The sequence below is a fragment of the Chryseobacterium sp. SORGH_AS_0447 genome, assembly GCF_030818695.1.
Classification (GTDB): Bacteria; Bacteroidota; Bacteroidia; order Flavobacteriales; family Weeksellaceae; genus Chryseobacterium.
In genome coordinates this window covers 876500-889435 of sequence record NZ_JAUTAR010000001.1, presented here as the reverse complement: position 1 = coordinate 889435, position 12936 = coordinate 876500, and the positions used below count along the sequence as shown (strand labels likewise).

14 protein-coding genes are annotated in these 12936 nt (G+C 37.6%); 7 read left to right on the top strand and 7 right to left on the bottom strand.

Going from position 1 to position 12936, the window contains the following annotated elements; all coding sequences use genetic code 11:
• Positions 1 to 13: 13 nt before the first annotated feature.
• From QE422_RS04215 to QE422_RS04200, 4 genes are all read right to left on the bottom strand, one after another.
• Complete coding sequence (locus QE422_RS04215; RefSeq protein ID WP_307455297.1) at positions 14 to 1282, bottom strand: DUF4252 domain-containing protein; 1269 nt, start codon at positions 1280 to 1282, stop codon at positions 14 to 16.
• Positions 1283 to 1342: 60 nt separating this feature from the next.
• Positions 1343 to 2002: a hypothetical protein gene (locus QE422_RS04210; RefSeq protein ID WP_307455295.1), complete on the bottom strand. Its 660-nt coding sequence runs from the start codon at positions 2000 to 2002 to the stop codon at positions 1343 to 1345.
• Complete coding sequence (locus QE422_RS04205; protein ID WP_307455293.1) at positions 1977 to 2486, bottom strand: RNA polymerase sigma factor; 510 nt, start codon at positions 2484 to 2486, stop codon at positions 1977 to 1979. Before QE422_RS04205 ends, QE422_RS04210 begins: the two co-directional genes overlap by 26 nt.
• Before the next feature lie 84 nt (positions 2487 to 2570).
• On the bottom strand, positions 2571 to 2921 hold the full coding sequence (locus QE422_RS04200) for a helix-turn-helix domain-containing protein (protein WP_307455291.1): 351 nt from the start codon (positions 2919 to 2921) through the stop codon (positions 2571 to 2573).
• A gap of 256 nt (positions 2922 to 3177) precedes the next feature.
• Here QE422_RS04200 and QE422_RS04195 point away from each other — a divergent pair, with 256 nt between their 5' ends.
• Genes QE422_RS04195 through QE422_RS04185 form a run of 3 tightly spaced genes read left to right on the top strand, consistent with a single transcriptional unit; the run spans position 3178 to position 5897 of the window.
• On the top strand, positions 3178 to 4656 hold the full coding sequence (locus tag QE422_RS04195; RefSeq protein WP_307455290.1) for a hypothetical protein: 1479 nt from the start codon (positions 3178 to 3180) through the stop codon (positions 4654 to 4656).
• Positions 4657 to 4664: 8 nt separating this feature from the next.
• Positions 4665 to 5234, top strand: coding sequence for a DUF6705 family protein (locus QE422_RS04190; protein WP_307455289.1), 570 nt, complete (start codon positions 4665 to 4667; stop codon positions 5232 to 5234).
• Positions 5235 to 5246: 12 nt separating this feature from the next.
• Positions 5247 to 5897, top strand: a complete 651-nt coding sequence (locus tag QE422_RS04185) for a hypothetical protein (protein ID WP_307455287.1) — start codon at positions 5247 to 5249, stop codon at positions 5895 to 5897.
• Positions 5898 to 6019: 122 nt separating this feature from the next.
• Here QE422_RS04185 and QE422_RS04180 read toward each other — a convergent pair whose 3' ends face one another.
• Complete coding sequence (locus QE422_RS04180; protein WP_307455285.1) at positions 6020 to 7180, bottom strand: GlmU family protein; 1161 nt, start codon at positions 7178 to 7180, stop codon at positions 6020 to 6022.
• A 110-nt stretch (positions 7181 to 7290) separates the two neighbouring features.
• Positions 7291 to 7542 (bottom strand): type B 50S ribosomal protein L31, encoded by a 252-nt coding sequence (locus tag QE422_RS04175; RefSeq protein ID WP_002976190.1) that lies wholly within the window; start codon positions 7540 to 7542, stop codon positions 7291 to 7293.
• Positions 7543 to 7724: 182 nt separating this feature from the next.
• On the opposite strand from QE422_RS04175, the gene QE422_RS04170 reads away from it, so the two are divergent.
• The 4 genes from QE422_RS04170 to QE422_RS04155 all read left to right on the top strand — a co-directional run bounded on the left by QE422_RS04170 (position 7725) and on the right by QE422_RS04155 (position 10987).
• Complete coding sequence (locus QE422_RS04170) at positions 7725 to 9137, top strand: hypothetical protein (protein WP_307455283.1); 1413 nt, start codon at positions 7725 to 7727, stop codon at positions 9135 to 9137.
• 15 nt (positions 9138 to 9152) lie between these two features.
• Positions 9153 to 9344, top strand: coding sequence for a hypothetical protein (locus QE422_RS04165; RefSeq protein ID WP_307455281.1), 192 nt, complete (start codon positions 9153 to 9155; stop codon positions 9342 to 9344).
• Positions 9344 to 9670: a nucleotide pyrophosphohydrolase gene (locus tag QE422_RS04160; RefSeq protein ID WP_307455279.1), complete on the top strand. Its 327-nt coding sequence runs from the start codon at positions 9344 to 9346 to the stop codon at positions 9668 to 9670. Before QE422_RS04165 ends, QE422_RS04160 begins: the two co-directional genes overlap by 1 nt.
• Before the next feature lie 84 nt (positions 9671 to 9754).
• Entirely contained in the window at positions 9755 to 10987 is a 1233-nt protein-coding gene (locus QE422_RS04155) for a 3-phosphoshikimate 1-carboxyvinyltransferase (protein ID WP_307455277.1), read from the top strand.
• A gap of 74 nt (positions 10988 to 11061) precedes the next feature.
• Here the strand turns inward: QE422_RS04155 and QE422_RS04150 are convergent, their stop codons facing one another.
• Positions 11062 to 12885: an alkaline phosphatase gene (locus tag QE422_RS04150; RefSeq protein WP_307455275.1), complete on the bottom strand. Its 1824-nt coding sequence runs from the start codon at positions 12883 to 12885 to the stop codon at positions 11062 to 11064.
• Positions 12886 to 12936 lie beyond the last annotated feature (51 nt).

Genomic DNA, 12936 nt, shown 5'->3' with positions numbered 1-12936 from the left:
TTCGTATTTAAAATTAATTGATCGGTTTTAAAGTTCCACCGGACATCTTGCTGATATCAGCCGTAATTTCAGGATTTCCTCTGTATTTAATAAGACCGCCTGAAGATGCTTTTGCTTTTAAAGTACGCGATGCGCTTACCGATAAGCTGGCTCCCGAAGTAGATTCTGCCTCTACGTGATCTGCGCTGAAGTTTTCTCCTTTACAAACTGCGCCGCTGCTGATGTCAAAAGCTGCTGATCGTGCCTCTCCTTCAATATTTGTATCGGAACCGCTGGATCCTTTTACCGTTACATTTTTGGCATTTACCCCAACTTTGATACTTGTTCCGGAGGAAGCTTCAATCTTTGCATTATTTGAAACATCAAACATTCCCTTTACCATTGCCCCGGAGGAAGCATCAATACTCAGATTGTTTTCCTGAACCGGACTGATGGCGGTGAACAGGGCTCCCGAAGACGCTTTGATATTATCCATCCTCGGTGAGGAGACATTGACACTGATGTTTTTGAATTTTAAATTTTTCTGTCCTTTGTTATCGACATAGACTTTCAGAATACCGCCTTCAACTTTGGTAATGATATACTGAAGTTTGTCGGCATCAGCAATTACTTTCACGCTGGTCGGGTTTTCCTGCTTATAAACCAGATTAACGCCCGTACTTACCTGAATCCCTGAGAATTCTCCTACATTTCTGTTCTCTCCGTTCAGGTAGGAAGAGGTATTTTCGGAAATCGTGTTATTTCTGGAGTTGGTTACCGGATTGATGTTGGTTTCCGTGGAATTGATGATTTTATTAATGTCGTTCATCGACAGTTTTCCGTCCAGTTTGATCAGGATGTTTTCTTCTCCTCCGTTGTCGATGCTGAGCAATAAGTCATCAAGGACACCGTTTTTTTCTTCCGCGGAAAGGAATTTGATCTTCGCGCCGTTGCTGTTCACGGACATGATTTCACTGTAGTTCAGATTGCTCAGATACGATTTAATATCTTTATTGATCTGAGCCAGCTGGTGCCCCTTTGCAGAGTTTCCTTCCTGTGGCTTTTCGGCGATAAAAACTTTCAGTCCGTTAATTTTAGACAGTAAAGGTTTGATCTGGTCCAGTTCTGCATCTCCCAAATCCAGACTGCTGAGCATCCCGAACATCGGTTTGGCAATCTTAATGGTCGTTACGCCCTCCACTTCCTGATATTTATCAAAAAGCTGGTCTACTTTATCTTTCTGCCCGTACACATTGAAGAAATGCGAAAAGGCCAATGCGAATATGATGAATACTTTTTTCATGAGTCAATTTTTATTTGATTATTAGTGCCTGATCAGGTGCATAATCTTTTTTAAGGTTAATTAATAATCGTCGTCAACGACTTTAGGTTGTACTAATTTTTCACTGACGTTATTTGCAAATATTTGAAATGAATACTTAGTCACGTTTATTGCTTCTTCTACATTATCGATTCTTTTACCATTAACGATAACGTAAGAATCTTTATAGCCTGTAGAATCAGTTTTTGAGGAATTATATACATATTTCGGCCTTCTTTCTTTTTTAAGCCTTCCTCTCTTCGGCAGGATTTCATCCAGAACATCCTTTTCCGCCATTCTGTTACCCTGAAAGATCGAATCTTTCTTGGCCTCGGCAAGAGAATCGTTCGGGTTGTTGATTGCTACCTGATGATCGCGGTTCTCTTCGATGAAATTATTTTTCTGTTGCCTGATCTGGTTTTCAACCAGCTGAGCTTTATCTTTAAGATCAGCATTCTGGTTATAATTGAAGATAAAACCGATACTCAAAAGTAAAACCACACTTGCTGCCATCCAGAACCATTTCGGGAATGAAGGTTTTGTTTGTGTTCCGATCGGGATAATCGGCGTTTTATTTCCCTGAGCCTCTTCTTCTTTGCCTTCCGCTTTTTTCAGGAAATCTTCAAAATCCCAGTCCATTTTTTCTTCCTTTATTCCCTGGAAGATTTCATCGTATTTATCTTGAAATTTGTCTTTGCTCATAATTCATCAATTGTGAAATTTGTTCTTTTACTTTTTGTCTAGCCCGCATCAGGTTTACCCGTACTGCGTTTTCTTCCATCTCCAGCATTTCGGCAATCTCCGAAACTTCATATTCTTCCACATCCTTCAGATGGATCACTGTCTTTTGTTTTTCCGGAAGCTGATTGATGAAACCGATGATGTGTTCCTTCAGATTGTTCACTTCCATACTGTACAGCTCGGAGCGGTGAAGCTGCATATCGGCGAATCCCAGCTTTACATCGTGATGTTTCAGCCTGTTGAGACATTCGTTCCGTACCGCTTTCAGTGCATAGGACTTTAAGTTCCCGAACTGTGCCAGCTCTTCTTTCTTCTGCCAAAACTTAATCATCAGGTCCTGCACCACATCTTCCGCCTCATCACTGCTCATGACAAACCTTTTCGCAAAGCGATACATCTCATTTTTGAGAATAAATACCGTATCCCTGAAGATTTCCTGAGTCATAAGTTTTGTTTCTATAATTAAGACAACCGGTTTTTACATTTTATTACACCGAAAACAAAAAAACTTCAAAAAATTTTGAAGTTTCTATTTTTTACCGAGAAGCTGCTTGAGAAATTCGATCTCCGTGTCTTTATCCTTCAGCCTTTGCTCATATTGTTCAATAAGTTTCTCAGATAATGTGATGGGTGCATAATTCTGTGCTACGGCAATTTCATTGTTATTCTGATTAACAGTAATACTATCTCCACTCAAAAAATCAAGCACGCTTATTTCAAGTGCCTTTGCAATATCTTCCACCTGATGGAAATCGGGTTTAGTCTTATCATTTTCAAAGTTGGAATAGGTTTTCTGGGAAACATTCAGAACCTCGGCCAGGTATTCCTGCGTGAAGTTTTTACCGAGTCTTGCTTTTTTTATTTTTTCACCTAACGTCATAGCACAAAAGTATTTCCTTCAAAAGTACATAATTTTTTCTTTTAGAAAAATAAAGCGGAAATCAGTAATTTTTGATATAAGATATTTGAAGAAAATATCACATATTTGTCATGTAAATCAGTTGTAAGCATAAAAACATAATGTTCCAACAGGAAAAAATTATAAAGATTTTACACACTTTCCAACCTAAAGACAAAATAATGCATCTATAGTATAAAAAGATTATATTTAACAACTAAAAAAACGAAAACCTTAAATGAGAAAAAAATTAGTCTTCCGGCTGTCTTTACTGATAGTCTTATTAACAACATTATATTCCTGCCGAAACGAGTTCATAGATTACGAAAGAAGAACCGATCAAATAAAACAATCTTATACCGCAAAACAGCTTAATTATGAGCAGTTGAAACAACAGTCTCCGACTGTAGCGGAAAAAATTGCCGCTTTCAAAACTTTATCCGGTCTTAAAGATCAAAATTCCCGAACATATATAGATTCAGAAGAAGAGTTCTCGGTGGATACCGAAAAATCTATTTATATTGAGGATGAAAAAGGGCATAAAACCTACACCTTCAAAATTGAAAGAAAAGAAACCAATCTGGATATTCTTGAAAATCTGGTATTGAGCGATTTGGGAAACTCAGAATTTGAAGCCTTTATTTCTTCTTATGATAAAGTAGCCATTGAAAGTCTGGATAAATTCACTCTTGAAGATCTAAAAAAGCATATTACCATAGCACCTATAGGAAAACGGAATGGGACTGATATTTTTGGAAAATATATGGCAAACCCATGTCAGATCATGGTTCCAAGCTTTGTAAACATCTATGTTCCCGGCACAATATGCTGCCACGGCATCCACAATTATTCACAAATTGGCAGCTGCACATGCACAGGAAATGGATTACCTACTGACAGTTATTCTTATACAGGCATCTCATATGATCTTTTTAATACATGTGATGGAGGTGGTGCATCTCCTGGTAACGGACCTGTAGTTACAGGACCTTATAATGGCAATAATCCCGGAGGTGGATTTGGTGGAACAACTACTACTGACAATCCTTGCAACAAAATAAAAAATTCACTATTAAGAAATGTTATTAATACTAATCCAGCTACAAATGTAAAAGGATTATTAATTGATTTGAAAACTAACAAACTACCATCGGTAAATCCGCAGATTACAGGAGAAACCGTTTATGCTATTTTTCAGAATCCTAATAATACTGATTGGCAATATCAAATATTTGAGGAAGATAATGTTGAGCATCAAGTTGAGCCTTCTTTGGGTCCCGGCTATATATATCCCGTTTTTATGCATACACATAAAGTAGATGCCCTTACTATATTTTCTTTAGCTGATATTTTTGCGATTAAAGATGGGATTGATAACGGAAACTTTAACGAAAATACCGTTTTCTATCTTGTCACCGATAACGGTACACAGTATGCTATGACCATAACAGATCTTAACTCTTTTACTTCTTGGGCTAATTTTTACTTTGCGGGCTGGGAGTTTGATAATATTAAGAAAATGAGAGAAGATGATTATGAAAAAAAAGTGAATTTAAAAAATACTATTGACCAAAACGAGAATGGACTTGCTGAGTTTTTTGATACAAAATTCGCAGGAGTTCAGTTAATTAAGTCATCTACTGATTTTTCTACATGGCAACAATTGATCTATAATCCACTGACTAATAAAACAAACAAAACCAATTGCCCAAATTAAAAAACATTATGAAAAATATATTTTTATTTGCAATTTTATTTGCTTCAACCTCACTTATAAAATCCCAAACTACTTATCCACTAACTAGCTATAATACCAATGTTTTGCATAGTGGTAATTACATAAAAGACACTACGGGTGTTTTAGACAAATTTGTTGGAACATGGAAATATACCAACGGAAATGATGAATTTAATGTGAAAATAATCAAAAAAGAACATGATAATTTTTTTGATTTAAATGATTATTTTCAAGATGTTCTTTATGGTGGTTACAAGTATTTTAAGAATGGAAATTTAATTGTTGATAAATTTAATTTTACGTTAAATGGACTTTATGATCCAAACTTTCCGATTATTTTAGGAAGTGGAAATCTTTCAAATAACTATAATACCATTAGTTTGTTAGGCGACGATGTTGTTGTCCACAAGCCTGTTTATATCGAACTAAAAATAATTAATCCCACAACTATGGAATGGAAGATGACCCCAAGAGAAAATATTAATATTAACGGGAGTTCTCCTACTCCCGGTGCAGGTTGGGGGATTCCAACGAGCGTTACTTTGATAAAGCAATAAAGAGATGAGTGAATGATGAAAAATATATTTTTATTTCTCTTAATTATAACAGTTTTTAATGTTTATGGGCAGAGTATTAAATGGAAAAAACTTGATGAAAATATTTATTACTCCTTAATAGAAAATAATTCGAGTGAAAAAGTTGGAGTAAAAGATTCGGTAAAAGTAGATTTATTTGTTTTTAATATTAAAAAAAAAATTAAAAATAATGGCCAACTAAATAAGCCTGCCTCTTCTGTTTATGATATTTATAAGAATGTACAAAAAATTTATATCCCTGTAGAGTTCCATGACAGTCTATTAAAAGAATCGGAATATATATTTAAGATAAAAACAATAGGCAAAAACAGCTATATAATTTCATTTATTAATAATTTAAGTAAAAATCAACTAAAATATTTTACTAAATATTTAGATAGAAAATATACCTTACTCGAAAATATTTATTCGACGAAAGAAAATAATATTGAAAAAGATGAAATTTGGTCTAACAGGCTTGATGTAAAAACAATACAACCAATTTATACCACATTAAAAATCACGACAATTAAAGAAGTGGATTTTAATATAGTGCCAAGAAGAATGAAAAAAAATATTATTAATACATCTTCTTATCTTTCCAATAAAAAAAGTAAAATGTTTTTCTTTAAAATAAAAACATAGATATTACACTAATTTTTTTCTACTGGAAGAACATTAATAGATATTCTGACAAATATTATTTGAAAGTAATAAAATTTAACTAAAAACGGTTTCAAAATTGAAACCGTTTTTATATATTAGAATTAATACGTATCCAAAATATGTTTTAAAATAGCCTTATCCTCGTCCTGCAGCATCACATTTCTCCTGGCCATCGCTCTTCCGGCAACTTCATAAGCTTTATCCAGTTTAAATTTCTCATCATCTTTAAAACCACCCCATGAAAAGTTTTCAACGTGGTTCGGCGGGAAACCTTCTTTAAAGATATTGGAGGCCACGCCAATTACGGTTCCCGTATTCAGCTGGGTATTGATGGCGGTTTTGGAATGGTCGCCCATAATCAGTCCGGCGAACTGAAGCCCGGTATCTTCAAACGCTTTGGTGCGGTAGTTCCAAAGTCTTACGTTTCCGTAATTGTTTTTCATGTTGGATGAATTGGAATCTGCTCCGAAATTACACCACTCCCCGATCACGGAATTTCCGATAAAGCCGTCATGCCCTTTGTTGGAATAGCCGAAAATGATGATGTTGTTCACTTCTCCGCCCACTTTACAATGAGGGCCGATCGTTGTTGCGCCGTAGATTTTTGAGCCTAAATTAAATTTAGAGGCTTCACAGAGCGCAATTGGTCCACGGAGATGACAGCCCTCCATTACCTCAGCATCTTTTCCGATATAAATTTTCCCGGTTTTGGTATTGAGGGTGGAAAATTCGATCTGCGCACCTTCTTCGATAAAAAGGTCTTTTTTATCTCCTAAAAAACCGTTGGTAGAGGAAAGCTCCTGAGAAGTTCTGCCTTTGGTCAGCAGTTCAAAATCGAAATCGATTGCTTTTTGATTATAGGTAAACAGATCCGTTGGCTTTTTAAAGAAAACCAGTTCTTCTTTAATATCGGTCATCTTCTCGATCTGCTGGAGAGAGAAACCGTCCATATTGATCTTTGCAGCCACTAATTCGTCTTCATAAACCAATGCTTCTCCTTGTTTTAAATCTTTTATTTGCTGAATTACAGATTCTGTCGGTAAAAAATTCGTTACCAGAAAAAGACTTTCTTTTTTTTGAGGTTCAGGAAATTTTTTCTGAAGATACATTTCCGTGAAGAAAGAAATTTCTGTATTCCGGAGGATTTTCTGCCATCTTTCAGAAAAGGTAAGAATGCCGCACCGCATTTCTGCAACGGGACGGGTAAAGGTAAGCGGAAGGAAGTCTTCCCAATATTGTGCATCTGAAAATACCAATTGCATCGTTCAGTATAGTTTAAGGTTTAAGATTCAAAGTTTAAGGTGTAACAAAAATACAAATAAAAAAGTCTTCCAAAATTTGGAAGACTTTTAAATATTTTAATTTCAAAAAATTACTTAGCGAATTTTTTGTATTTGTTCATGAACTTATCAACTCTACCAGCAGTGTCAACTAATTTCACTTTACCTGTGTAGAAAGGGTGAGAAGTTGAAGAGATTTCCATTTTGATTAAAGGATACTCTTGTCCTTCGTACTCGATGGTGTCTTTTGTTTCTGCAGTAGACTTGCAAAGAAACACTTCGTCGTTACTCATATCTTTGAAAACAACAAGTCTATAATTTTCTGGGTGGATTCCGTTTTTCATAATACAATTTTTAAAAAATTAAAGTTTGCTTTCGAAATAGTAATGGATATTTCTCTGCTAATTTTAGGGTGCAAAAATACAATATTTTTTTAAAATTACAAATAACACATCAATAATTTTTTCTTCACAAGAAATTTAAAGTATTTTCGTTACATTTGAAATCTATTTAAACTTTAATTTCGATGAAATTCAAATTATTACTGGCTTTTTCTTTCTGGATGCTTGTCATGGCGGTCTCGTGTAATAAGGATGATATCAGTTTCGATGCTCCTTCGCAGGAACTGAGCTTTTCCAGAGATACCGTTTTCTGTGATACGGTATATCACCAGGTACGTTCTGAAACCTATGCCGTAAAAGTATATAATAATGAAGACAAAGATATTCTGATCCCGAGGATTCATCTGGAAAAAGGCGCTGCTTCTTTATATAAGATCAATGTAGACGGAAAACCGGGCTACGATTTTAAAGATGTCCCTTTAAGAAAGAAAGACAGCCTATATATTTTCGTTGAAATTGCTCCGGAAGCAACAGGACCGGAAGCGATTGCTGAAGATAAAGTTTTGTTCCAGAGTCCGGCCGGTCAGCAACAGGTGGTTTTATTCTCCGTGGTACAGGATGCGGAGTTCTTTATTAAGACACCGACGAATCCGAATATCCTTACTTCAACAACCAACTGGACCAGCAATAAAGCGAAAATTATTTACGGAGATCTTACCATCGATCAGAACGCGGTTCTCAATATCCAGCAGGGTACCAAAGTATATTTCCATAAAAACAGCGGAATGAAAGTGCTTTCCGGAGCTACCCTGAATATTAACGGTACCCTTGCCAATAATGTTACGCTTCGTGGAGACCGGAATGATCCGGCTTACGATACGATTCCTAAGAACTGGAATTCCATTAAAATGAGTGCCGGCTCTACATTAAACATGAACTATGCCCGGTTATTCGGCGGTACCAGAGGGCTTGATCTGAAGCAGACCAATGCTACCATCAGTAACTCATTTATCCATACTTTCCAGGAATACGGGATTTATTCGGTGGCTTCCACCATCAATGCAAAAAATTTAGTAATGAACAATTGTGGCGAATCGGCGGTTGGCATCTTTAAGGGAGGAAACTATAATTTTACGCACTCCACCATTGCTAATTATTCGGATCTTCTGCATTCCTATAACAGAAACGGGCTGCATGCCAGCAACGAATGGACCAACGAATCCGGCACAAAGGAGCAGGGTGCTTTAATGCTTAATGTAAGAAACAGTATTGTGTATTCGGACCGGGATAATTCGGTGAGCTTTGAGCAGACGCCGGGACAGCAGTTTAATTTCCTTCTTCAGAATTGCCTGATCAAATATTCCGGTACATCGGAAGCCGGTTTTAATTTTGACACCAATACCAGCGTCATTCAATCAATTAAAAATCAGGATCCTTTATTTGTTAATTATTTTGTTGCCAAAATGAACATGCGGGTAAAGCAGAATTCGCCTGCCATCGGAAAAGGAAATGCATCGGTAGCAGCCACTGTTCCTACGGATATTGCCAATGTATCGAGAACTTCAAATCCGACATTGGGCGCTTACCAGTATTTTTAAAACAGGTCTTAAGGTATGGATTTCAATATATTTAAATTTGGTGCTTTTATCGTATTAATTGTATTATATCTTACGATAAGAAAATTTTTCGGGAAGGTCGCCGATTTTACTGAAAATATGGGGAATACAGCAGGTTACGAAGAGGAACTGAATCAATTAAAATCTAAAGTTGCCGTTCTTGAGGAACAGCTAAAACATAAACCGTAATGGAAATTACAAATCTCCAGCAGCAAGTGGACAAATGGATCAAAACGATCGGCGTCCGTTATTTTAACGAGCTTACCAATATGGCAATGCTAACGGAAGAAGTCGGCGAAGTGGCGCGAATTATTGCCAGAAGATACGGCGAACAGAGCGAAAAGGAAAGCGATAAAACAAAAGACCTAGGCGAAGAGCTCGCCGATGTACTTTTTGTAACGCTGTGCCTGGCCAACCAGACCGGCGTGAACCTTCAGGAAGCTTTCGATAAAAAAATGAAGATCAAAACGGAACGCGATAAAGATCGCCATCAGAATAATGAAAAATTAAAATAATGCCGGAAGACGGATGACAGGAACGAAAGTTTTGCACAGGATATCACTTTCACCCTCTTCTCCGGCTTCCCAACCCGATGAACAATGAAGAAGCTAGAAAAATCAACATTAAAACCCAACCAAACCATACAGATCAGCGGTTCGAAGAGTATTTCGAATCGTTTATTAATTTTAGAAAGCCTGTTTAACAATATACAAATCGGAAACCTTTCCAATTCACAGGATACCCAGCTGTTGAAAAAAGCCCTTTCTGAAGATACGGAAACGGTCGACATCCACCACGCGGGAACAGCCATGCGCTTTCTGACCTCGTATTATTCGATCCAGGATGGGAAAACAACCATTCTGACAGGTTCGAAAAGAATGAAGGAAAGACCCATTAAAAACCTGGTGACAGCTTTACAAAATCTTGGTGTAGAAATCGAGTATCTGGAAAATGAAGGATATCCGCCTCTAAAGATTATGGGAAGAAAAATTACCGAAACCCAGGTAGACGTTCCGGCGAATATTTCCAGCCAGTTCATCACTTCTCTCCTGCTGATTGCCGGAAAACTGGAAAACGGATTACAAATCAACCTTGTCGGCGAAATTACTTCACGTTCCTATATCGAAATGACACTGGATATTTTAGCGAAATCCGGTATTCAGGCAAGCTTTACCGGAAATGTTATCAAAGTTGAACCGTTTATCGAATATCCGTCATCCGTCATCAGCTATGAAGTGGAAAGCGACTGGAGTTCTGCTTCCTATTTTTATTCCTTTGCTGCATTGGGAAGGGAAATTATGCACCTGAAAAGCTTTTATAAAACTTCCACCCAGGGAGATTCTACCATTGCCAACATTTATGAGGAATTTTTCGGCATTAAAACAATTTTTACGGAAGGAGAACATAAGGTTACCCTTCAGCCTGTAGAAGATTTCCAGTTTCCGGAAAAGATTGCTTTGGATATGAACAATTGCCCGGATATTGCCCAGACGCTTTGTGTGACCGCATCGGCTCTGAAAATTCCATTCGAGATTTCAGGATTAGGAACTTTGCGAGTAAAAGAAACCGACCGGCTGCTGGCTTTATACAACGAATTACAAAAACTGGGAGCGGAAACTGAAATCACGGATTCAACCATCAAATCGATAAGTTTCGGTGAACCCCAGGAAAACATTTCGATCAAAACTTATCAGGATCACCGGATGGCGATGAGTTTTGCGCCGTTCTGTCTAATCAAGGAACTGAATATAGAAGACGAAGATGTTGTTGAAAAATCATATCCGATGTTTTGGCAGGATCTTGAAAAAATTTTAACCCGTGATACCAATTAAAATATTAATCTAAAATAAATGAGAAAGGCTGCCTTATGTTAGGCAGCCTTTTCCTATCAAAAATAATCGATTTCCTATTTCTGAATACCGTAGGCAGCCAGTATTTTGTTAAAAATTTCCGTATTTTCAAAAAATCCGGTAAATTCTTTGGAATTTGGACCATAAGCAAATACACTGGAAGGCAATGAGGTATGATCATTCGTACTGAAGTTTCCGAACACCCAGCCTTCTTTTAGGCTTCCGTCCAGCAGGCTGAGCCCTCCGGTCTCATGATCGCCCAATACAACGACAAGTGTTTCTTTATTTTCATCAGCAAACTTCATGGCTTTTCCTACGACCTCATCGAAATCCAGCAATTCGGTAACCAGCTGTCCGATGTTATTGCTATGCCCGCCTCCATCAGTTTGTGAAGCTTCCACCATCATGAAAAAGCCTTTTTCATTGGATTTGAGATTATTCAGGGTCAGATCAAAAGCATCAGCCAGCCAGCTTCCCCTTCCATTGGTTATCCGTCTGGATGCCAGAGGATCGACCACCAAGGTGCGGCCGTTCATTTTCCCTACTGATTTCAAATCATGGTAAATGTCAATTTTTGCTTCTTTGAATTTCTGTTCCGTTTCCTTTGTTAATCCGCCGGAAGGTCCGCCGATCAGAATTTTAGTTTTAGAACTGATAAAATCTTTCAGAATCGGCTCCGAGCTGTTCCGGTTATCCGAATGGGCATAAAAATCTGCAGGTGTCGCATCGGTAACATCTCCTGTTGAAATCAGCCCGGAAACCATTCCTTTTTCAGCAATAATATCGGGAATCTGGGTTAAAGGATTTCCCGCCGCATCGACTCCAACAAATGTATTTTTGGTTTTTACGCCGGTTGCAAAAGCTGTGGATCCCGGAGCCGAATCGGTAATATAGGCATTGTAGGAACTCGTTTTGGATAATCCCGTCGCCTTCATATTGAATACGTTCAGCTTTCCTTTATTAGCTGTAAAAGCAGCATAATATTGAGGAAGAGATGTTCCGTCCGGGATCAGCAGGATTACATTTTTTACTTTCTTATGAATCCCGTCGGTCTCATAAGTAGGTGCGTATGTGCTGTATTCTTTGCTATTTTTATAAAAGTTTTTCGGGATTGTGTTCAGAAACTTTTTAAGATCAGGAATATGATCGGTATTGATATAATCCACTCCCAAGTCCATCAGGTTTATCCAGGCATTTGTGAAATCGGGTGCTCCGTAAAAGCGTACGGCTTTGTTTTGGGCGTGTGCCTTTTCAACTGCATTCCTGATCTTTGCCGTTTCTTCATCTCTTGGGATTCCCTTCCCGCTCCATTTCACCAGATCCGTAAAATCGGAACTGAACATCCCTACTCTTTGCAGTTGATCCGTTGTATAAGTTATATCAGGGTTTCCGTCGAAGTACAGGTAATCCGGATAGCTTTTAAAATCCTCAGGTTTCGGCCGGTCTCCTGTTATTACAATCTTTATTTCAGGGTTTCCTGTAATTTCAGGATATTTTTTTAATTCAGTGATCAGGGCTGCCAGACTAGCTTTTGCATCTTTTTTAATATCGATCAGCAACTGGAGCTTCTGATTATCTTTATAGATGTGTCCTTTATTCAGTTTGATCTGCCTGGAAATATTGTTGAGGTACATATTTTCCAATGTCTTGTCCGGAGAAAGGTCTTTTTCCGTATGAGCTACCCACAGCTCACCCTTCACAAGGAAAACATCGGCTTCAATAGATCCGAAATGGGCATAATAAGCATCCCAGAAAGGGACATCCTGCATATAATCGTTATGCGAATGGGCGTTGCTTACCCTATAATTCAAATAATTCTGTGCATGATTTTGCGACCAGATCCCAACGGCCAACGCTATCCATATTTTAAATATCTTCATATTGTCTTTAGAAAAACCGATCATCACGAATAGTTCCGTGATGATTGCGGT

What these genes read in the sequence shown, in the direction of transcription:
- QE422_RS04185 (WP_307455287.1), top strand. Translation starts at nt 5,247, where the DNA reads ATGATGAAAAATATATTTTTATTTCTCTTAATTATAACAGTTTTTAAT.
- QE422_RS04200 (WP_307455291.1), bottom strand. Translation starts at nt 2,921, where the DNA reads ATGACGTTAGGTGAAAAAATAAAAAAAGCAAGACTCGGTAAAAACTTC.
- QE422_RS04205 (WP_307455293.1), bottom strand. Translation starts at nt 2,486, where the DNA reads ATGACTCAGGAAATCTTCAGGGATACGGTATTTATTCTCAAAAATGAG.
- QE422_RS04150 (WP_307455275.1), bottom strand. Translation starts at nt 12,885, where the DNA reads ATGAAGATATTTAAAATATGGATAGCGTTGGCCGTTGGGATCTGGTCG.
- QE422_RS04210 (WP_307455295.1), bottom strand. Translation starts at nt 2,002, where the DNA reads ATGAGCAAAGACAAATTTCAAGATAAATACGATGAAATCTTCCAGGGA.
- QE422_RS04155 (WP_307455277.1), top strand. Translation starts at nt 9,755, where the DNA reads ATGAAGAAGCTAGAAAAATCAACATTAAAACCCAACCAAACCATACAG.
- QE422_RS04195 (WP_307455290.1), top strand. Translation starts at nt 3,178, where the DNA reads ATGAGAAAAAAATTAGTCTTCCGGCTGTCTTTACTGATAGTCTTATTA.
- QE422_RS04170 (WP_307455283.1), top strand. Translation starts at nt 7,725, where the DNA reads ATGAAATTCAAATTATTACTGGCTTTTTCTTTCTGGATGCTTGTCATG.
- QE422_RS04175 (WP_002976190.1), bottom strand. Translation starts at nt 7,542, where the DNA reads ATGAAAAACGGAATCCACCCAGAAAATTATAGACTTGTTGTTTTCAAA.
- QE422_RS04165 (WP_307455281.1), top strand. Translation starts at nt 9,153, where the DNA reads ATGGATTTCAATATATTTAAATTTGGTGCTTTTATCGTATTAATTGTA.
- QE422_RS04215 (WP_307455297.1), bottom strand. Translation starts at nt 1,282, where the DNA reads ATGAAAAAAGTATTCATCATATTCGCATTGGCCTTTTCGCATTTCTTC.
- QE422_RS04160 (WP_307455279.1), top strand. Translation starts at nt 9,344, where the DNA reads ATGGAAATTACAAATCTCCAGCAGCAAGTGGACAAATGGATCAAAACG.
- QE422_RS04180 (WP_307455285.1), bottom strand. Translation starts at nt 7,180, where the DNA reads ATGCAATTGGTATTTTCAGATGCACAATATTGGGAAGACTTCCTTCCG.
- QE422_RS04190 (WP_307455289.1), top strand. Translation starts at nt 4,665, where the DNA reads ATGAAAAATATATTTTTATTTGCAATTTTATTTGCTTCAACCTCACTT.